The sequence below is a fragment of the Novosphingobium sp. G106 genome (assembly GCF_019075875.1).
Classification (GTDB): Bacteria; Pseudomonadota; Alphaproteobacteria; order Sphingomonadales; family Sphingomonadaceae; genus Novosphingobium.
In genome coordinates, this window is sequence record NZ_JAHOOZ010000001.1 from 1,441,430 (window position 1) to 1,460,670 (window position 19,241).

General features: G+C 65.7%; 20 protein-coding genes. 9 read left to right on the plus strand and 11 right to left on the minus strand.

Going from position 1 to position 19,241, the window contains the following annotated elements; genetic code table 11:
* Positions 1-146: 146 nt before the first annotated feature.
* Positions 147-761 (plus strand): 30S ribosomal protein S4, encoded by a 615-nt coding sequence (rpsD, locus tag KRR38_RS06850; RefSeq protein WP_217399898.1) that lies wholly within the window; start codon positions 147-149, stop codon positions 759-761.
* 183 nt (positions 762-944) lie between these two features.
* Positions 945-1,109 (plus strand): hypothetical protein, encoded by a 165-nt coding sequence (locus KRR38_RS06855; protein ID WP_217399900.1) that lies wholly within the window; start codon positions 945-947, stop codon positions 1,107-1,109.
* A gap of 19 nt (positions 1,110-1,128) precedes the next feature.
* Here the strand turns inward: KRR38_RS06855 and KRR38_RS06860 are convergent, their stop codons facing one another.
* Entirely contained in the window at positions 1,129-1,773 is a 645-nt protein-coding gene (locus tag KRR38_RS06860) for a hypothetical protein (protein WP_217399902.1), read from the minus strand.
* A gap of 13 nt (positions 1,774-1,786) precedes the next feature.
* Positions 1,787-2,911, minus strand: a complete 1,125-nt coding sequence (tgt, locus tag KRR38_RS06865) for a tRNA guanosine(34) transglycosylase Tgt (RefSeq protein ID WP_217399904.1) — start codon at positions 2,909-2,911, stop codon at positions 1,787-1,789.
* A gap of 105 nt (positions 2,912-3,016) precedes the next feature.
* Here tgt and KRR38_RS06870 point away from each other — a divergent pair, with 105 nt between their 5' ends.
* Together KRR38_RS06870 and KRR38_RS06875 are read left to right on the plus strand one after the other, a co-directional pair.
* The gene (locus KRR38_RS06870; protein WP_217399906.1) at positions 3,017-4,288 is read left to right on the plus strand and encodes a cytochrome P450; all 1,272 of its coding nucleotides are present in this window, start codon (positions 3,017-3,019) and stop codon (positions 4,286-4,288) included.
* 5 nt (positions 4,289-4,293) lie between these two features.
* Positions 4,294-4,923 (plus strand): 2-hydroxychromene-2-carboxylate isomerase, encoded by a 630-nt coding sequence (locus KRR38_RS06875; protein WP_217399907.1) that lies wholly within the window; start codon positions 4,294-4,296, stop codon positions 4,921-4,923.
* A 39-nt stretch (positions 4,924-4,962) separates the two neighbouring features.
* On the opposite strand, the gene KRR38_RS06880 is transcribed toward KRR38_RS06875, so the two are convergent.
* A complete protein-coding gene (locus KRR38_RS06880; protein ID WP_217399908.1) occupies positions 4,963-6,393 on the minus strand; it encodes a carotenoid oxygenase family protein in 1,431 nt (476 codons plus the stop codon).
* Between the two features lie 43 nt (positions 6,394-6,436).
* Between KRR38_RS06880 and KRR38_RS06885 the strand changes: the two genes are divergently transcribed.
* On the plus strand, positions 6,437-7,015 hold the full coding sequence (locus KRR38_RS06885; RefSeq protein WP_217399909.1) for a TetR/AcrR family transcriptional regulator: 579 nt from the start codon (positions 6,437-6,439) through the stop codon (positions 7,013-7,015).
* A gap of 9 nt (positions 7,016-7,024) precedes the next feature.
* On the opposite strand, the gene KRR38_RS06890 is transcribed toward KRR38_RS06885, so the two are convergent.
* Together KRR38_RS06890 and KRR38_RS06895 are read right to left on the minus strand one after the other, a co-directional pair.
* The gene (locus KRR38_RS06890) at positions 7,025-7,792 is read right to left on the minus strand and encodes an ABC transporter permease (protein WP_217399910.1); all 768 of its coding nucleotides are present in this window, start codon (positions 7,790-7,792) and stop codon (positions 7,025-7,027) included.
* The gene (locus KRR38_RS06895) at positions 7,789-8,736 is read right to left on the minus strand and encodes an ABC transporter ATP-binding protein (protein ID WP_217399911.1); all 948 of its coding nucleotides are present in this window, start codon (positions 8,734-8,736) and stop codon (positions 7,789-7,791) included. Before KRR38_RS06895 ends, KRR38_RS06890 begins: the two co-directional genes overlap by 4 nt.
* A gap of 163 nt (positions 8,737-8,899) precedes the next feature.
* Here KRR38_RS06895 and KRR38_RS06900 point away from each other — a divergent pair, with 163 nt between their 5' ends.
* Positions 8,900-9,442 (plus strand): hypothetical protein, encoded by a 543-nt coding sequence (locus tag KRR38_RS06900; protein WP_217399912.1) that lies wholly within the window; start codon positions 8,900-8,902, stop codon positions 9,440-9,442.
* A 44-nt stretch (positions 9,443-9,486) separates the two neighbouring features.
* On the opposite strand, the gene queA is transcribed toward KRR38_RS06900, so the two are convergent.
* The 5 genes from queA to KRR38_RS06925 form a co-directional block, all read right to left on the minus strand.
* Positions 9,487-10,518 (minus strand): tRNA preQ1(34) S-adenosylmethionine ribosyltransferase-isomerase QueA, encoded by a 1,032-nt coding sequence (queA, locus tag KRR38_RS06905; RefSeq protein ID WP_217399913.1) that lies wholly within the window; start codon positions 10,516-10,518, stop codon positions 9,487-9,489.
* A gap of 26 nt (positions 10,519-10,544) precedes the next feature.
* On the minus strand, positions 10,545-11,225 hold the full coding sequence (locus tag KRR38_RS06910; RefSeq protein WP_217399914.1) for a peptidylprolyl isomerase: 681 nt from the start codon (positions 11,223-11,225) through the stop codon (positions 10,545-10,547).
* Between the two features lie 130 nt (positions 11,226-11,355).
* A complete protein-coding gene (gene coaD / locus KRR38_RS06915) occupies positions 11,356-11,874 on the minus strand; it encodes a pantetheine-phosphate adenylyltransferase (RefSeq protein WP_217399916.1) in 519 nt (172 codons plus the stop codon).
* On the minus strand, positions 11,874-12,764 hold the full coding sequence (locus KRR38_RS06920) for a polyprenyl synthetase family protein (RefSeq protein ID WP_217399918.1): 891 nt from the start codon (positions 12,762-12,764) through the stop codon (positions 11,874-11,876). The genes coaD and KRR38_RS06920 overlap by 1 nt, the downstream gene beginning before the upstream one ends.
* Positions 12,765-12,778: 14 nt before the next feature.
* On the minus strand, positions 12,779-13,030 hold the full coding sequence (locus KRR38_RS06925; RefSeq protein ID WP_217399920.1) for an exodeoxyribonuclease VII small subunit: 252 nt from the start codon (positions 13,028-13,030) through the stop codon (positions 12,779-12,781).
* A 144-nt stretch (positions 13,031-13,174) separates the two neighbouring features.
* Here KRR38_RS06925 and purL point away from each other — a divergent pair, with 144 nt between their 5' ends.
* Complete coding sequence (gene purL / locus KRR38_RS06930; RefSeq protein ID WP_217399923.1) at positions 13,175-15,337, plus strand: phosphoribosylformylglycinamidine synthase subunit PurL; 2,163 nt, start codon at positions 13,175-13,177, stop codon at positions 15,335-15,337.
* 16 nt (positions 15,338-15,353) lie between these two features.
* Here purL and serB read toward each other — a convergent pair whose 3' ends face one another.
* Positions 15,354-16,238: a phosphoserine phosphatase SerB gene (serB, locus tag KRR38_RS06935; protein WP_309140986.1), complete on the minus strand. Its 885-nt coding sequence runs from the start codon at positions 16,236-16,238 to the stop codon at positions 15,354-15,356.
* Between serB and miaA the strand changes: the two genes are divergently transcribed.
* Positions 16,231-17,217, plus strand: a complete 987-nt coding sequence (gene miaA, locus KRR38_RS06940; protein WP_217399927.1) for a tRNA (adenosine(37)-N6)-dimethylallyltransferase MiaA — start codon at positions 16,231-16,233, stop codon at positions 17,215-17,217. The genes serB and miaA overlap by 8 nt on opposite strands.
* 148 nt (positions 17,218-17,365) lie before the next feature.
* Positions 17,366-19,108 (plus strand): biosynthetic-type acetolactate synthase large subunit, encoded by a 1,743-nt coding sequence (gene ilvB, locus KRR38_RS06945; RefSeq protein ID WP_217399929.1) that lies wholly within the window; start codon positions 17,366-17,368, stop codon positions 19,106-19,108.
* Positions 19,109-19,241 lie beyond the last annotated feature (133 nt).

The window sequence follows — 19,241 nt, forward strand, 5'->3', positions numbered from 1 at the left end:
CCGATTCAGCCGTCATGGGCGCCCCTTCGCAATTGGCCCTGCACTCCGGTGAAGCAGCGGCCGCATCCCGTAACTGGCGGGGTGGTGCGGTTCCGGACTAGTAGCGCGGGCACCCTGCCTGCCGCAGCAAATTGGAGTGAAGGCGCATGTCGAAGCGCAATTCGTCGAAGTACAAGCTCGATCGCCGCATGGGCGAGAACATCTGGGGCCGTCCCAAGAGCTCGGTCAACCGCCGCAGCTACGGCCCGGGCCAGCACGGCCAGCGCCGCAAGAGCAAGATCTCGGACTACGGCATCCAGCTCCGCGCCAAGCAGAAGCTCAAGGGCTACTACGGCGACGTCACCGAGAAGCAGTTCAAGGCGACCTACCAGGAAGCCGCCCGCATGAAGGGCGATACCGGCCAGAACCTGATCGGCCTGCTCGAGCAGCGCCTGGACATGGTCGTGTACCGTGCCAAGTTCGCGCCGACGATCTTCTCGGCCCGCCAGATCGTTTCGCACGGCCACATCCGCGTCAACGGCGTGAAGTGCAACATCGCCTCGCGCCGCGTGCGTCCGGGCGACATCGTCAGCCTGGGCAACAAGGCCAAGGAAATGGCGCTGATCGCCGAAGCCCTGACCCTGCCCGAGCGCGAAGTGCCCGACTATGTCGCTTCGGACGGCACCGACAAGATCACCTTCGTCCGCGTCCCGACGCTCGACGAAGTGCCCTATCCGGTCCGTATGGAACCGAACCTGGTCGTCGAGTTCTACTCGCGCTGATCGGATTTATCCGGAGCGAATGAAGGAAGGCGGCCGCTTTGGCCGCCTTTTTTCGTTGCGGCTTTCTTGCCGCACCGTGACATTTTTTTGCCGCGTCCCCAGAGGCGCGCTTCGTCGTAATTTTCGTCCCAAAAACAGCATTCCGCTGGGAACTCGGCGCGCGAATTCGCATTCTACGGGCGTATGTTCCGCTATCGCTTCATCACCCCCCATCGCCGCGGGAAATGGTATCCCGATCTCTCCACCGCCCAGCGCTTTGCGGCGCAGATCGGCGCCGGCTTCATGGAAAGCCGTACGGGCAAATTCTTCGCCTATCGCGGCACCAAGCTTGAAGTGGAGCCGGCCTGACCTTTTGGCCTGACGCCCTTTATTGGGCCGGGGTCGGAATGCCGCAGACGGTGCGCATCGCGCGCACCGCGGGAGTAGAGCCCGTCAGGTCAAAAGCAAAGATCTCCTGGTTGCGGCTGTTGACCACGGCCAAGGTCGCGCCGCGCGAGAAAGAGTTAAGGAACACTGGCGGCAGCGGCCGGTCGAACTGCCACGAATGGGTGCCCGCCGAATAGCGCAGCCGCACCGAGAAAGCGTCCTGCCAGTCCGCCCCGCGCGCGTAGAAGGCCACGTGCTCGATCTCGCCGTCGGTCCGCAGACCGTCACCGTGATAGTTCGAGAGCGCACCGACCATGCCCGGCGTGGACGAAAACTTGCTGCAGCCTCCGGAGAAGTGCGCCGTCGCGCCTTTGGCATCGGCGACGATCTGGACCACGCCGCGCGCCTCGTCCGAGGACACCGTCCAGGCTGGCGGGCCGGCGGGCACGACAGGCGCGGGAACCGCTACCGGCTTCGGCGCCGGCTTGGCCGCAGGTTTGGGAGCGGCAGGCCTCGGCGCAGCGGGCTTGGGGGCGGCAGGTCGGGCTGGACGGGCAGCGGGCACCGGCTGCGCTGTGGCGGCCGCTACCGGGATGGCAGCCAGCAGTAGAGCGGCAGTCTTAAGCGCGGGCGTGGCAAAAGTCATCGTCTTGGTCCCTTCAGCGGGCAAAGTAGTCGCGCCGGAAGTCCGTGGCAAAGGCCGCGAACCGGCTTTCCGCAATGGCGTCACGCATGGCCTGCATCAGCTGTTGGTAGAAGCTCAGGTTGTGCTCGGTCATCAGCATCGGGCCGAGAATTTCCCCTGCCTTGATCAGGTGATGCAGATAGGCGCGTGAATAGGTGCCACAGGTCGGGCAGATGCAGCGCTCGTCGAGCGGCGCCGTGTCCTCGGCATGCTTGGCGTTCCTCAGGTTGAGCGGCCCGTTCCAGGTGAAGGCCTGGCCGTTGCGGCCCGAGCGGCTTGGCAGCACGCAGTCGAACATGTCGACTCCGCGCATCACCGCGCCGACGAGATCGTCGGGCTTGCCTACGCCCATCAGGTAGCGCGGCCGGTCTGCTGGAAGCTGGGCAGGTGCGAAGTCGAGCGTGGCGAACATGGCCTCCTGCCCCTCGCCCACGGCAAGCCCGCCGATCGCGTAGCCATCGAAGCCGATGTCGCGCAGGGCATCGGCGCTTTCCTTGCGCAATCCCTCGTCCAGCGCCCCCTGCTGGATACCGAACAGCGCCGAAGCCTCGGCGTGCTCGCCACCGGCATCGAAAGCATCGCGGCTGCGTTTGGCCCAGCGCATCGACATGGCCATCGACCTGGCGATGACATCGCGGTCCTGGTCGGCGCGCGGGCACTCGTCGAAGGCCATGACGATGTCCGAGCCCAGCAGCCGCTGGATCTCCATCGATCGCTCGGGGCTCAGCATGTGCCGCGAGCCATCGAGGTGGCTGGCAAAGGTCACGCCCTCCTCGGTGATCTTGCGCAGGTCAGACAGGCTCATGACCTGATAGCCGCCGCTGTCGGTCAGGATCGGGCGCGGCCAGTTCATGAACTTGTGCAGCCCGCCGAGCCGCGCAACGCGCTCGGCACCCGGCCGCAGCATCAGGTGATAGGTGTTGCCGAGGATGATGTCGGCACCCGTCGCGCGCACCGCTTCGGGCTTCATCGCCTTGACAGTCGCAGCCGTGCCGACCGGCATGAAAGCCGGTGTGCGGATCTCGCCGCGGTTCATCTGGATCGTGCCGGTACGGGCCTTGCCGTCTGTGGCGTGGATGGTGAAGGCGAAACGGGTCATTGCCGCTGCCTATAGAGCCTAACGCGAAGCATGCCAGCGCCGTTGAGAAGGCTCGCCGACGTGCTACCAAGGTGAAGAACAGAATCGCCGGGAGCGGAAAGAACCATGAACGACACCGAAGAGCTGGATTTCTTCTCCGACCCCGGCGTGGCGAACGACAACCCCGGCTACGTCGCGGCGATGCGCGGCAAGTGCCCCGTGCTGCGCGAACCGCACCACGGCGTCTTCATGGTCACCGGCTACGACGAGGCGATGGAAGTGCTGTCGACACGCGCCTCGTCGTTCTCCTCCGCCGTCGCCGTGACGGGACCGATCCCGCCGCTGCCTTTCACCCCCGAAGGCGACGACCTGCGCGAACAGGTCCGCGCCAATCGCCCCAACATGCCCTGGACCGAACACCTCGCGACGATGGACGGCGAGGAGCACCAGAAGAACCGCGCGCTGCTCTCGCAATTGCTGACTCACAAGCGACTCAAGGCCAACGAGGAGTTCGTCGCCGGCCTCGTAATCCGCCTCGTCGACAAGGTCATCGACCAGGGCGGCTGCGAGATCACCGAAGACTTTGCCCATGCCCTCTCAACGCTGGTCATCGCCGACCTGCTCGGCGTGCCCGAGGAGGAACACGCCGACCTCATCAACCTGATCGGCCTGCCGCCGACGCAGATGGGCGGCGACGAGGAGCACAAGGTCCAGGCCGATCCGCTGTCCTGGCTGCACGACCGGTTCAAAGGCTATCTGCTCGACCGCCAGGCCAACCCGCGCGACGACATGATGACCGACCTCGTCCAGTCGCTCTACAAGGACGGCTCCAAGCCGACGATCGAGCGGCTGACCCGCCTCGCCTGCTTCCTGTTCGGCGCCGGGCAGGACACTTCGGCGCGGCTCGTTGCCTTCTCGTTCCGCGTCCTGGGCGACAATCCCGAAGTCCAGGCGCAGCTCCGCGCCAATCCCGAACGCATCCCCGAATTTATCGAGGAAGTGCTGCGCACCTCCTACCCGGTGAAGACGCTGTCGCGCCTTGCGGTCGAGCCGACTGAAGTCGGCGGCGTCGCGATCCCCGCGGGATCGGTCGTCACGGTCAACATCGGGGGCGCCAATCTCGATCCGCGGCATTTCGCCGATCCCGACAGGTTCGATTTCAACCGGCCCGGCGTACGCGACAACATCTCGTTCAGCCGCGGCACCCACGCCTGCATCGGCGCGCCGCTGGCACGGATGGAAGTGCGGGTAGCTCTCGAACAGTTCCTGGCGCGGACATCGGACATCCGAATTTCGGAAGCGCACCACGGGCCGCGCGAGGCGCGCCGCTATGCCTATGAGCCGACCTACCTGCTGTCGGGTCTCCAGGCGCTACATGTGGAGTGGGACAAGGCCTGACACCGATGGAAGAAGCCGACTGGTACTTCGACGTCGTCTCGCCGTTCGCCTACCTGCAATGGAAGAGCCGCGCGCGGCTGGATGGCCGCCTTCGCCTGCGGCCCGTGCCGATCGTGCTAGGCGCCCTTCTGACGCACTGGGGTCAGAAAGGGCCGGCCGAGATCGCCCCGAAGCGGCTGCACACCTATCGCGCCTGCCAGTGGCGCGCGACCGAGCTGGGCGTGCCATTCCGCTTTCCGCCAGCCCATCCGTTCAATCCCATTGCCGCGCTGCGGCTGATCGTGGCACTCGACAACCGGGAGGACGCAGTCGATGCGGTCTTCGATGCCGCGTTCCGCGACGGCCGCGACGTTGCCGCCATCGAGGTTCTGGAAGAGATCGGCCGAGGGCTCCGCGTCAGCGACGTGGCCGGTCTGATCGGCACTGCCGAGGTCAAGCAACGTCTGCGCGAGAACACCGAAACAGCGCAAGCCCGCGGTGTCTTCGGCGTGCCGACTGTTGCGCTGCGCGGCGAGTTGTTTTGGGGTGAGGACGCAACCGGCATGCTGCTCGGGTTTCTCGCCAACCCGGAACTGTTCCAGTCGTCCGAGATGAAAGCGCTCGAGGCCATACCGGTGGGTGCCCAGCGCAAGTAAACGAAGGCCCCTCCTCCGCGGAGAAGGGGCCTGTCGCAATCAATCGGCGAGCCAGTTGCCGTGGAAGCCCGGCGGCACGCGGTGCGGGATGTGGACCCGCGCCACCGGCTCAGCCGCCATGTCCGCAGCCTCGAGGATGACCAAGTCGGTCGTCTCGTTGGTGGTGTCGATGACATAGCCCATCATCCAGCCATCACCTTCGGGTGCATCGGCGCCGCGCGGAACGAAGACGAATTCGCCGGGCACCTTGCCGGGGCCGAAGTGATGCGCGGTCTGCTCGCCTGTCACGAGGTCGTGGCGGTAGAGCGGCTGCTCGCCGAGGAACACCGGATTGTGTGTCGGCAGGCCGATCGCCCAGGCATAGCGGTAGTCCTGCGCGAAAAAGCGCTCGTCGGGTCGCGGGAACTCCTGCGGGGCCGGATCGATCGTCAGGCGTTCCATCCCACCGGTTGCCGGATCGAGTACCCAGCGCTCGAAACCGCGTGACTTGCCGGTAGGTCCCTGACCGTCGCCGTCGAACATCGAGTCGTAGACGTCGAGGTCCACCACGACCTTACCGTCCTCCCGGTCGAAGCTGTTGGCGACGTGGAAGACGTAGCAGGGGTCGACTTCGCACCAGACGATGTCCTCTGCCGCCCCATCCCGCGGCAGCAGGCCGACGCGGGCGCCGTGCTCGGGATTCCAGCGATAGGGAAACTGCGCCCCGCCGATCAGCGCCCTCATCGAGAAGGTCACCGGCAGATCGAAGATCAGGACATACTTCGCCGTGATCGTCAGATCGTGGATCGAAGGGCCGTTCTTCACCGGGATCGCCAGTTCGCGCAAAACCTTGCCCGTCCTGTCGATGACGACGTGCCAAACCGTGTCGGGCGTCATCGCGTCATAGGTGATCGCATGGAGTTCGCCAGTCAGCGGATCCTCGTGCGGGTGCGCGGTGAACGGGCCTTTCAGACCACCCCCGAAATCGCTGTAGGCGATCGATTCCAGCTCGTCCGACAGCTCGACCGGGAACGATCCCGCCTCGACCAGCGCCAGCGTCTTGCCGGCGACCTGGATGACGTTGGTGTTGACCCCGTCGTTCTTGTTGCGGCGCGGACCCGGTGCCGCCTTGGGGCCGCCCTCGCCTTCGAGCTCCTGCGAGCGGATGTAACGGTTGCGGTACCACTCGGCCTTGCCATCCCGCAGGCGCAGACCGTGGACCATGCCGTCGCCGACGAACCAGTGGTAGCCGCGCGGATCGGGCTTGAACGGGTTGGGCCCAATGCGGACGTAGCGGCCCGAGAGCTCGGGCGGGATCGTGCCGGTGACCGCGAGGTCGGTCAGCGTCCGCTCCTCGTGCATCGGCGTATGGATGCCGGTGAGGAAGCGGTGCGGCTTGTCCTCGTCCTGCCGGCGGCGATTGATACCCGCGATGGCCTCGACGCCCTTGGTGACGACGCTGCGGATCGTGTCTTCGACTGCGCTTGTCATTTGCGACTCTCCATGCAATGTTGATGGCGTCAACATACGCGGAATGATAACAGTGTCAACATTGAATGAGGCGAGCCGGGCCTATCACCATGGCGACCTGCGCAGTGCCCTGATCGAAGCGGGTATGAAAGCGCTGGAAACCACCGATCCGGGCGAGATATCGCTACGCCAGCTGGCGCGCGAGGTCGGGGTTTCGGCCACGGCGGTCTACCGCCACTTCCCAGACAAGCGCGCGCTGCTGGTAGCCCTCGCCGATAGCGGGCTCGCCATGCTGGCCGAGGAGCAGTACGCCGCCGCGGATGCCGCGGGCGGCGGCGAGGCGGGTTTCGCCGCTACGGGCCGCGCCTACGTTCGCTTCGCCATCGCCCATCCGGGGGTGTTCCGGCTGATCTTCACCCATGCCGGTGCGGGCGATGGCCCCGAGCTGAATCAGGATAATCCGGCCGCCATGCTCCTGCGCGCCAACTCCCAGGCCAAGGGCGGCGGCGATCCGGAAGCGGCGCAGGCGATCATGGTCCGGTCCTGGGCCATCGCCCACGGCCTCGCCATGCTGATCCTCGACGGCCATCTTCCAGCGAACGACGCGATGATCGAAGCGGCGATGCCCTCGGCGAAGTGCTAGGTGCGCGCTTTAGGTTCTCAGGCGCCAGCCCGTTTTGAAAATCAGTGCAATCACGCCGATGCAGAGCGCCAGGAACACGAAGGTTATGCCCGTCGCCACGCCGAAATTGACGTCGGCCTCGCCGAAGAAGGTCCAGCGCAGCCCGTTGACCAGATAGACCACCGGGTTGAACAGCGTCACCGTGCGCCAGGGCTCTGGCAGCATGGCGACCGAATAGAAGGTGCCGCCGAGGAAGGTCATCGGCGTCAGCACCAGCATCGGCACGACCTGCAACTTCTCGAAGCCGTCTGCCCAGCAGCCGAGGATGAAGCCCAGCAGCGAGAAGGCCATGGCGCTCAGCACGATGAAGAACGCCGCCCAGAATGGATGCGCGACCGGGTAGTCGACGAAGAGCCGCGCGGTGATGAGGATGATCACCGCCAGGATCACCGACTTGGTCACCGCCGCGCCGACGAAGCCGATCAGCGTCTCGGCCACGCCGAGCGGCGCCGACAGCAGTTCATAGACCGTCCCGGTGAACCGCGGCAGGTAGATGCCGAAGCTGGCATTGGCCGTGCTTTCGGCCAGGATCGTCAGCATCAGCAGGCCCGGCACGATGAAGGCGGCATAGGGCACGCCGCCCATCGTCGAGATCTTCTGGCCGATCGCCCCGCCGAAGACGATGAAGTAAAGCGAGGTCGTCAGCACCGGTGTCAGGATCGACTGAAACAACGTCCGCCAGGTCCGGGCCAGCTCGAAGCGATAGATCGCCCAGGTGCCGCGCAGGTTGAAGCTCATGGCTGCGTCTCCGCCGGGTCGTGGTGATGATGATTGCGGCCGATCAGATCGACGAAAATGTCCTCGAGGCTCGATTCGTGGACGTCGATCCCGGTGAAGTCGATGTCCTCGGCAAGCAGCGCCTTGAGCAGCGGGGCCACCTCGCCCTCACCCGCGCCGTGATAGCAGAGCACCCTGCCCTCGTCCTCGATCGCCAGGCCGAATTTCTCGAGCGATGGCGGGATCGCAGCGAGCGGCTGCGCCAGCGCGATCTTCGCCTCGGTACGGCCGAGCCGGGCCATCAGTTCGCGCTTTTCCTCGACGAGCTGAAGTACACCACGGTCGATCACGCCGACGCGGTCGGCCATTTCCTGGGCTTCCTCGATGTAATGGGTCGTCAGGATAATCGTGACGCCTTCATCGCGCAGTTGCGCGATCAGCTGCCACATGTCTCGGCGCAGCTCCACGTCGACGCCGGCGGTGGGCTCGTCGAGGAACAGCAGGTCGGGATCGTGGGCCAAGGCCTTGGCGATCAGCACTCGGCGCTTCATGCCGCCCGACAGTTCCGAAATGCGCTTCTCGCGCTTGTCCCACAGCGAAAGCGACTTCAGCAACCGCTCGATCTTGGCAGGATCGGGACTGCGGCCGAACAGCGCCCGGCTGTGCGTCACCGCCTGCAGGACATATTCGAACATGTCGACCGAGAGCTCCTGCGGCACGAGCCCGATCCGCGCGCGCGCCTTGCGCCAGTCCTTTTTCATATCGAGCCCGAAGGCCCGCATTGTGCCGCCGCTCGGCCGCACGAGCCCGCAGACGAGCCCGATCAGCGTAGTCTTGCCCGCGCCGTTGGGACCTAGCAGCGCGAAGATCTCGCCCTTCCTGATCGTCAAATTTGTGGGCTGAAGCGCGGTGACACCGCCGGCATAGGTCTTGGTCAGACCTTCGAGTTCCAGAATCGCATCCATCTGCCCACAGATGCGGTTACTTGTTGAAACCTTCAAGGCAACAAACTGTGTCCGCCTCCTTCACCCCCGGCGTGCGGGCCGTTGCGGGACAATCAAGGTCAGAATTTTTTAACCATGTTCGCCTAGACGGCTCGGCAGGGGTTGGCATGTCGGAGTACGTGCAATGACCTCTATTTCCCAAAACAGTTCCTGCAATCCGCGATCGTCGATGGATGCCCGGATCTCTGCCGCGGTATCGTCGGGCTCGATCAGCGCGACCGATCAGACCGCTCTCAGTTCCGCCCTCGATTCGATCGACAGCAGCCTCTCGGCAGACCGCACGAGCGGTACCAAGCCGGCGGGCGGCATTAAGGACCGCGTCGATGGCCTGATCGATCAGCAGGTAAAGGACGGCAAGCTCACCGACGACCAGGCGGGCGAGCTGAAGAAGCTTTTCGCCGAGGGCCCACACGGGCATCACGGGCGCGCGGGCGGTCCGCCGCCGGCCGACCTGACATCGTCCTCGACCGATGTATCCTCGGACGGGACTTCGTCGACCGACGCTACGGCCACCACCGAAGACGCTGCCCAGGAAATGCTCCTGGCCTTCCTGCAGCAGCTTCGCAGCCAGCTTGGCGGGAGTGACACCTACGATACGAAATCGGCCAATTCGACGACTTCGTCGAGCACGGCCACCTCGGGGCTCGTCCTCGACACGAAGATCTAGATTGCATTCGGCCGGGCCCTTTCGCGGAACGCGTCAGGGTCCGGCTATCCCGGCATAAGCAGGCTGGAATCGCCATAGCTGTAGAACCGATAGCCTTCAGCGATCGCGTGGGCATAGGCCAACTGCATCCGTTCGATGCCCATCAGCGCACTAACCAGCATGAACAATGTTGACTTCGGCAGGTGGAAGTTGGTCATCAGGCCGTCGATCGCGCGGAACCGGTAGCCCGGCGTGATGAAGATCGCAGTGTCGCCGTCGAAGGGACGGATCATTCCGTCCTCGCCCGTCGCGCTTTCGAGCAGGCGCAGGCTTGTGGTGCCGACCGCGATCACCCGGCCGCCGGCAGCCCGCGCGGCATTGAGGCGATCGGCCGTGGCCTGGTCGATCCGGCCCCATTCGGCATGCATCGCGTGGTCGGCGGTGTCCTCGGCCTTGACCGGCAGGAAGGTTCCCGCGCCGACGTGCAGCGTCAGCGTCTCGTGGCCGACTCCCGCTTCATCCAACGTCGCCAGAAGCTCGGGTGTAAAGTGCAGCGCTGCTGTAGGTGCCGCCACCGCACCGTCGCGAGCCGCGAACATGGTCTGGTAATCGCTGCGGTCGGCGGCATCAGTCGGACGCTTGCCGGCGATATAGGGCGGCAGCGGCATCTGCCCCGCGCGTTCGAGCAGGACCTCGACCGGCTCGTCGCCGGCAAAGGCCAGCGTCCAGCTGCCATCGGCGTGGCGCTCCTCGGCGATCGCCATGACATCGGCGGGGAAGTCGATCCGGTCGCCCTCATGCAGCCGCTTGGCGTTGCGCACGAAGGCCTGCCAGCGGCGCAGGTCGATCCGTTTATGCAAGGTCGCGCCGATCCGTGCTTCGCCGCGCCGTCCTTCGAGCTGGGCGGGAATGACGCGGGTGTCGTTGAACACGAGCACGTCGCCGCGACGCAGCAGGCCGGGCAGATCGCGCACATGGCGGTCGAGAAGTGGCTCATTGGCTGCCACCACGAGCATCCGCGCCGCATCGCGCGGGCGCACGGGACGCAGTGCTATCCGCTCCGGGGGAAGCTGGAAATCGAAGAGGTCGACGCGCATGCGGCGCGCCTAGCGCGTCTTGGAAATCAATTCGACTTCGAATTGCTCAGCTGGTCCGCCGTGATCGCCGGCGCAGCGACCGGTGCCGTGGCGACCGGCGGCGGCACGCCTTCGCTCGCCAGCGAGGCGTGGACGATCTTGGTCGGGTTCGCCGGCGGCTCGCCGCGCTCGATGCGGTCGACGGTGTCCATGCCGCTGATCACGCGGCCGAAGACAGTGTACTTCTTGTCGAGCGCGAAGCGCGGATAGAACACGATGAAGAACTGGCTGTTGGCGCTGTCGGGCGCGTCGGTGCGCGCCATCGAGACCGTGCCGCGGACATGCGGCATCGGGTTGAACTCGGCCTTCAGGTCCGGAAGCTTCGATCCGCCCTGGCCGGTTCCGGTCGGATCGCCGGTCTGCGCCATGAAGCCGTCGATCACGCGGTGGAAGATGATCCCGTCGTAGAAATGCTCCGCGACCAGCGTCTTGATCCGCTCGACATGGTTCGGCGCCCAGGACGGCATCAACCGGATCATGACCCGGCCGCCGTTCGACAGGTCGAGTACGAGCACGTCCTGCGGATCGTGCGCCGGGTTTTGATCGATCACCGTCTGATAGGTCTTGGCAGGAGACGGCGGCGCGACGACGGGCGCTTTCTTCGCCAGTGCCGGCGCGGCGATCAGCGACAGGCCGAGGAACAGGGAAGCAGACAGACGGGATTTCATTCGGCAGCACTCACCCAGGAGCAGGCCGGTGGCAGCGAGGCCCCCGGGCATTCGATGGGCGCTCCGATAGCCTTCCCGAACTGTCATGGCAATGAACGGAAACAGACGCGCAGGGGATTGCTGGCCCGGATCAGTATTCGCCGAGCCGGCCGGTCTGCTCTATCCGCGCCATCACGTCGTCGCGGACGGTCGGGCTGACGAAGTTCGCGATGTCTCCGCCGAACAGCGCGATCTCCTTGACCAGCTTCGAGGCGATCGGCTGCAGGCTGACGTCGGCCATCAGGAAGATCGTCTCGATATTGGCGTTGAGCTGCTGGTTCATGCCCGCCATCTGGTACTCGTATTCGAAATCCGCGACCGCGCGCAGGCCCCGGACGATGACGCTGGCGCCCTGCTTCTCGGCAAAGCGCATGAGCAGCGCGTTGAAGCCGACTACGTCGACGTTGTCGATCCCCATGGCGGTGACTTCGCGCCGCACCATGTCCATCCGTTCCTCGGGCGAGAACATCGGGCTTTTCGAGATATTGGTGGTGACGCCGATGATCAGCCGGTCGACCAGCTTGGCGCCGCGGCGAATGATGTCGGCATGACCGAGCGTGATCGGATCGAAGGTGCCCGGATAGACGCCAATCCGCTGTCCAGCAGTCATCAATGGTCCCTTTCGACGATATAGCGAGCAAGCGCGCGCAGCAGGTCGGCTTCTACGCCGTGGCTGGCCAGTTGTGCCACTGCCTGATCAACCAGCATGCGCGCCTGCGCCCTGGCACGATCGGGCCCGAGCAGCGAGACGAAGGTCTCCTTGCCGGCCTCGGCATCCTTGCGCAGTGCCTTCCCCGCGGCTTTCTCGTCGCCCTCGTGATCGATCAGGTCGTCGGCAATCTGGAAGGCGAGGCCGATGTCGCGAGCATAGCCGCGCAGGTGCGTGCGCCCCTCGGGCGGCACCTTGCCCAGGATCGCGCCCATTTCGACCGAGGCGCCGAGCAGGGCACCGGTCTTGAGTTGCTGCAGGCGTGTGATCGTCTGGAGATCGAAAGTGCTGGTCTCGGCCACGATGTCCATCATCTGGCCGCCGGCCATACCCTGGAAGCCGCTCGCCCCGGCGAGCGTCGCGACAAGTTCGATACGGGTGAACGGATCGCCGCTGGTCGCCACATCGGACAGCACCTCGAAGGCAAAGGCATGCAGCGCGTCGCCAGCGAGCACCGCGGTCGCTTCGTCGTAAGCTTTGTGGATGGTCGGCTTGCCGTGGCGCAGTTCGTCATCGTCCATGCAGGGAAGATCGTCATGGATCAGCGAATAGACATGGATGGACTCGATCGCGACGCCGGCACGCAGCGCCGCATCGCGGTCGACGCCGTACATCTCGGCCGTCGCGGTCAGCAGCAGCGGCCGTAGCCGCTTGCCGCCGCCGATCGCAGCATAGCGCATGGCCTCGACCAGGCGTTTGCGCGGATCTTCGGGCAGCGGCAGCAGTTGGTCGAACGCCGTGTCGATATCGCTCGCAATCCGGCCGAGGCCATCGGCAAGCAGGCTGTCCATCGCCCCGGCCACTATCAGCGGCCCGGGTCGTCGAACGGTTGCGTACCCGTAGCCTGGCCGTCGGGCCCGGCGACGATCCGCTCGATCCGCAGCTGGGCCGCGTCGAGCCGGGCCTGGCAATGCTTGCGCAGCTGCTCGCCGCGTTCGTAGAGCGTGATCGAATCGTCGAGCGGCACTTCGCCGCTCTCAAGCTTGCGAACGACATCCTCGAGCGCGCGCAGTGCGTCCTCGAAGCTCATGGCGGTAATGTCGGCGGTGTCGGTCATCGGACGCCCAGCTTTGGCGGTCTCGGCAGTCAGGGTCAAGCAGTCTGGCGGCTCTTCCCCCGCACGGTGCAAAGACGCGGCAAATCCCACGGGAATCGCGCTTGACGTCTAGCCCGATGCGCTCGCCCTCGCTAAGGGCGCTTCATGTCCGAAATCACCGCAGATGTCGTCGCCGCCCACGGGCTGTCCGAGGAAGAATATGCCCGCGTGCTTCATGCGCTGGGCCGCGAGCCGAATTACGTCGAGCTCGGCATCTTCTCGGTGATGTGGTCGGAGCACTGCTCCTACAAATCGAGTAAGCTCCACCTGATGAAGCTGCCCACGAAAGCCCCTTGGGTGATCTGCGGCCCCGGCGAGAACGCCGGCGTGATCGACATCGGCGACGGTCAGGCGGCGATCTTCAAGATGGAGAGCCACAACCACCCGAGCTACATCGAACCCTACCAGGGCGCGGCGACCGGCGTCGGCGGCATCCTGCGCGACGTCTTCACCATGGGTGCGCGCCCCGTCGCCAACCTGAACGCGCTGCGCTTCGGTCGGCCCGACCATCCGAAGATGAAACACCTCGTCCAGGGCGTGGTTTCGGGCATCGGCGGCTACGGCAACTGCGTAGGCGTGCCGACGGTCGGCGGCGAGACCAATTTCTACAAGGCCTATGACGGCAACATCCTGGTCAACGCCATGACCGTGGGCGTGGCCGACACCGACAAGATCTTCTATTCGGCGGCGACGGGCCTGGGCAATCCGATCGTCTACGTCGGCTCGAAGACCGGCCGCGACGGCATCCACGGCGCGACCATGGCCAGCGCCGATTTCGACGAGAACTCGGACGAGAAGCGCCCCACCGTCCAGGTCGGCGATCCGTTCACCGAGAAGCTGCTGATCGAGGCCTGCCTCGAGCTGATGGCCACCGATGCCATCGTGGCGATCCAGGACATGGGCGCCGCCGGCCTGACCTCGTCCTCGGTCGAGATGGCAAGCAAGGGCGGCGCGGGCATTCGCCTGAACATGAACATGGTGCCCTGCCGCGAAGAGGGCATGACGCCCTACGAGATGATGCTCTCGGAAAGCCAGGAGCGCATGCTCATGGTGCTCCAGCCCGGCAAGGAGCCGATGGCCGAAGCGATCTTCCGCAAGTGGGAGCTCGACTTCGCGGTGATCGGCGAAGTCACCGACACGGGCCACATGGTACTCGAATTCGACGGCGAGGTGGTCTGCGACATTCCGCTCGCCCCACTGGCCGACGAAGCGCCGCTCTACGACCGCCCGCATGTGGCGACACCCAAGCCGGCGCCGCTCGCCGACGTTCCCACCGGCGGCGACCTCGGGGCAGACCTGCTCAAGCTGATCGGCAGCCCCGACCTCGCCTCGCGGCGCTGGATCTGGGAGCAGTACGACAGCCAGGTCGGCGGGGACACCCTTCAGAAGTCCGGCGGCGACGCGGCCGTCGTGCGCATCCACGGCACCGATAAGGCGCTGGCGATGAGCACCGACTGCACCCCGCGCTATTGCTTCGCCGACCCCTACGAGGGCGGCAAGCAGGCGATCGCCGAATGCTTCCGCAACATCTGCGCGGTCGGCGCGACGCCGCTCGCCGTGACCAACTGCCTCAACTTCGCCAACCCGCAGCGCGCCGAGATCATGGGCCAGATCGTCGGCGCGCTCGAAGGCATGGGCGACGCCTGCCGCGCGCTCGACTTCCCGATCGTCTCGGGCAACGTCAGCCTCTACAACGAGAGCAAGGCGACCGGCGGCGGCTCGGCGATCCTGCCGACACCCGCGATCGGCGGCGTCGGCCTGATGCTCGACCACGAGAAGATGGCGACGATCAAGTTCAAGCTGCCGGGCGAGGCGATCTACGTGATCGGCGACACGGCCGGCCACCTTGGCCAGTCGCTCTGGCTGCGCGAACTCCATGACCGCGAGGAAGGGGCACCACCCCCGGTCGATCTCGAAACCGAACGCCTCCACGGCGAATTCGTCCGCGAACTGATCGCGGACGGCCGCGTTACCGCGGTGCATGACGTGTCGGACGGCGGCCTGCTAGTGGCGCTGACCGAGATGGCCATGGCCAGTGGCATCGGCTGCGACGTGAACATCCACGACGCCGCCACCGCGTTCGGCGAGGACCAGGCGCGCTACGTGGTGACGGGCAGCGCCGCCGACCTCATCGAGGCCAAAGGCATTTCGGTGACGCTGCTCGGCAAGACCGGCGGCGCGTCGGTCAAAGGCCCCGGCTTCGACCTGCCGGTGAAGCAGCTGCGCGAAACCAACGAGCGCTTCTTCAAGGACTGGATGGAAGCCTAGGCCAAAGGGCCCAGGTTCACTCCCATACCCATTCCTCGCGCGGAATGCCCAGCAGTTCGAGCACCGCGGTGAGGTCGCCGCGGTCGATCCAGCCATGCGCCGCGGCGCGGGCCTTGGGCTTGGCACGGTAGGCTAGGCCATAGGTCGCGGCTTCTAGCATCGGGATGTCGTTTGCGCCGTCGCCGGTGGCGAGGCTCGTCGCGCCCTCGCCCAGCTTGCTCATTTCCTCGAGCAGCACCGCCTTCTTCACCGAACTGTCGGTGATCGGGCCGACAAGCCCGCCGGTCAATTTGCCATCGGCAACGTCGAGCCGGTTCGCCACGACGCGCTCGAAGCCGAGCTGCTCGGCTACGGGATCGGCGAACTGGTGGAATCCGCCGGTCACCAGCACCGTGCGGCAGCCCTTGGCCTTGAGCGTCGCGACCAGCACCTTGGCGCCGGGCATGGGTGCGATACGGGTGGCGAGGCATTCGGCGATCGCCCCCTCGTCCAGATCGGCCAACAGGCGCACACGCTCGCGCAGTGCGGATACGAAATCGAGTTCACCCTGCATGGCGCGCTCGGTGATCTCGGCGATGCGGTCCTTGATCCCGGCGAAGTCGGCGAGTTCGTCGATGCATTCGGCCGAGATCATCGTCGAATCCATGTCCGAGACGAAGACCCGCGGCACGACCGGCTCATGGTCGACCACGAGCAGGTCCGACGGCGCGAAATGCCGGTCGAGGATGGCGCGGACACCGGCGGCATCGCCATGCGGCAGCAGCAGTTCGATCGCGTCCATGCCGCTTTTCACCGGCTCGGCCATGGCGACCGGCCAGCCTTTGTCCGCCAGTTCCGCGCGAGCGGCGTCGAGATTTCCCGAAAGTGTGCTGGTCTCTGCTATGAACCGGGCGATGAGCACCGAAACGTCCTTCAATTGCGATGACAAGGAGCCGCCAGAAGCGGCCAGGGGCGACAAGCCGCCGCTGGCGCTCATTGCAGGGCCGACCGCGAGCGGCAAGAGCGATCTTGCCGTGCGCCTGGCGCTCGCGCTGGCAGTGCGGGGCCGGCGTGGCGTGGTGATCAACGCCGACAGCGCCCAGGTCTATTCCGACCTCTCCCTGCTGAGCGCGCGGCCTTCGACAGAAGAGATGCAGGGCGTCGAGCACCGCCTGTTCGGCGCCTGGGATGGTGCACAGGCATGTTCGGCGGCGGATTGGGCACTCGCAGCTTGGCAGGAAGTCGAGACCGCGCAGAATGAAGATGCGGTTCCGATCCTCGTCGGCGGCACCGGCCTCTATATTCGCACGCTGCTGGACGGCATCGCACCCGTACCCGAGATCGACCCCGAGGTCCGGACCGCCGTCCGCGCGCTTCCCGTCGCCGAAGCCTATGCCGCGTTGCGCCAGGAAGATCCCGAACGCGCCGAGGCTCTGTCACCGGCCGACAGCGCCCGCATCTCGCGCGCGCTCGAAGTCGTCCGGTCGACCGGGCGCGGGCTCAAGGCCTGGCAGGCGGAAACCGTCGGCGGCATCGCCGGCAAGGTGACCCTGCACCCGGCAATCCTGTTGCCCGACCGCCAGACGCTCTATGCCCGCTGCGACCTGCGCTTCGCCCGCATGCTCGAACACGGCGCGATCGCCGAAGTCGAAGCCTTGCTTGCGCGCAATCTCGATCCGGCTCTGCCCGTGATGCGCGCGATCGGCGTCCCCGAGATCGCCGGCTACCTGCGCGGGGAATGGGCGCTCGAGGAGGCTCAGACGCGCGGCGCCCAGGCCACGCGCAATTATGCCAAGCGCCAATTCACCTGGTTACGCCATCAGCCGCCCGCCGACTGGCCACGACATGAGACAGAACCTTTCTCCGAAGAAACGCTATTTGAAACTTTATTTCATATATAGAGGTTGACACATCATTTCATGTCTCTTAGGGCGCCCACCACGTCCGCGGAAGCGGCCTTGCGTCCAAATGAAGAGGCGACCCGGCGCGGCATTGCCCCGCCGGGTCGGTTCTTTTTAAAGGGCGCAGCTTGTCAGGAAGGTTGGTACAGTGAGCGAAGAGCGCAGCGGCGCAAGCATCTTGGTCGAAAGCCTGGTCAGGCAGGGGGTCGAATTCGTGTTCGGCTATCCCGGCGGCGCCGTGCTCCCGATCTACGACGCCCTTTTCGGCGACGAGCGCCTCCGCCACGTCCTCGTGCGCGCCGAAGCGGGTGCCGCCCATGCCGCCGAAGGCTATGCCCGCTCGACCGGCAAGCCCGGCGTCGTGCTCGTCACCTCGGGCCCGGGCGCAACCAATGCGATCACCGGCATCGCCGACGCCTTCATGGATTCGATCCCGATGGTCGTCATCACCGGCCAGGTTCCGACTTCGGTCATCGGTTCGGACGGCTTCCAGGAAGCCGACACGGTCGGCATCTCGCGCCACTGCACCAAGCACAACTATCTGGTGCGCGATCCCTCGCAGCTCGCGGCCGTTATCGACGAGGCGTTCCAGATCGCCACCACCGGCCGCCCCGGCCCGGTGCTGATCGACATCCCCAAGGACGTCCAGATCGCCTCGGCCGCCTGGCACGACGGCGCCGTCCAGCGCCGCAATCGCTATGCCCCGACCACCGAAGGCGGCAGCGAGGAGATCGCCCGCGCGGTCGAGTTGATCGCCAAGGCCAAGGCGCCTGTGTTCTATACCGGCGGCGGCGTGATCAACTCGGGCCCCGAGGCGACGGCGCTGCTGCGCAAGCTGCAGACGCTGACCGGCGCACCCGTCACTTCGACCTTGATGGGCCTCGGTGCTTTCCCTGCGGACCACAAGGACTGGCTCGGCATGCTCGGCATGCACGGCACCTATGAGGCCAACTGGGCGATGAACCAGGCGGACCTGATCGTCTGCATCGGCGCGCGCTTCGATGACCGCGTTACCGGCCGGCTCGATGCCTTCGCGCCGAACTCGACCAAGATCCACATCGACATCGACCGGTCCTCGATCAACAAGACCGTGCCCGTCGACCTGCCGATCGTCGGCGACTGCGCCGTCGTCCTGCAGCAGCTCATCACCGAATGGGCGGGTCGCAAGCCCCAGGACCTGAGCGCGTGGAAGCAGCGGATCGACGGCTGGAAGGCGAAGGACAGCCTCGCCTACCGCAAGTCGGACTCTGCGATCATGCCGCAGTTCGCGATCCAACGGCTCTACGAGCTGACCAAGGACCGCAACCCGATCATCGCGACCGAAGTCGGCCAGCACCAGATGTGGGCGGCGCAGCACTTCCACTTCTTCGATCCGAACCGCTGGCTCACCTCAGGCGGGCTCGGCACGATGGGCTACGGCCTGCCCGCCGCGATCGGCGCGCAGCTCGGCAATCCGAACGACCTCGTCATCGACATCGCGGGCGACGCCTCGATCCAGATGAACATCCAGGAACTGGGCACGGCCACGCAGTACCGCCTGCCGGTCAAGGTGTTCATCCTCAACAACGAGTGGATGGGCATGGTCCGCCAGTGGCAGGAGCTGACTTACGAGAGCCGCTTCTCGCAGTCTTATTCGGACAGCCTGCCCGACTTCGTGAAGCTCGCCGAAGCTTACGGGTGGAAGGGCATCCGCATCGAGAACGAGAGCCAGCTCGACGACGGCATCCGCGCGATGATCGAGCACAACGGCCCGGTCCTCGTCGACTGCCTGGTCGACAAGCCGGCCAAGTGCTTCCCGATGATCCCGAGCGGCGCGGCGCACACCGACATGATCCTCGACGGCGACGTGGTTGCCGGCACGATGGACGACGAAGCGAAGGCGCTGGTCTGATGTCGAGCGGCTCTTGGATTTGGGTTGCGCTGCTATTTGGCGTTGCCATTTTCTGTCTCGCGCAAGCGGTCAGAGACTTTCGAAGGAAGCAATTCCTCTGGGCGGGACTTGGGGTGGCTAGTTGCCTTGTGGT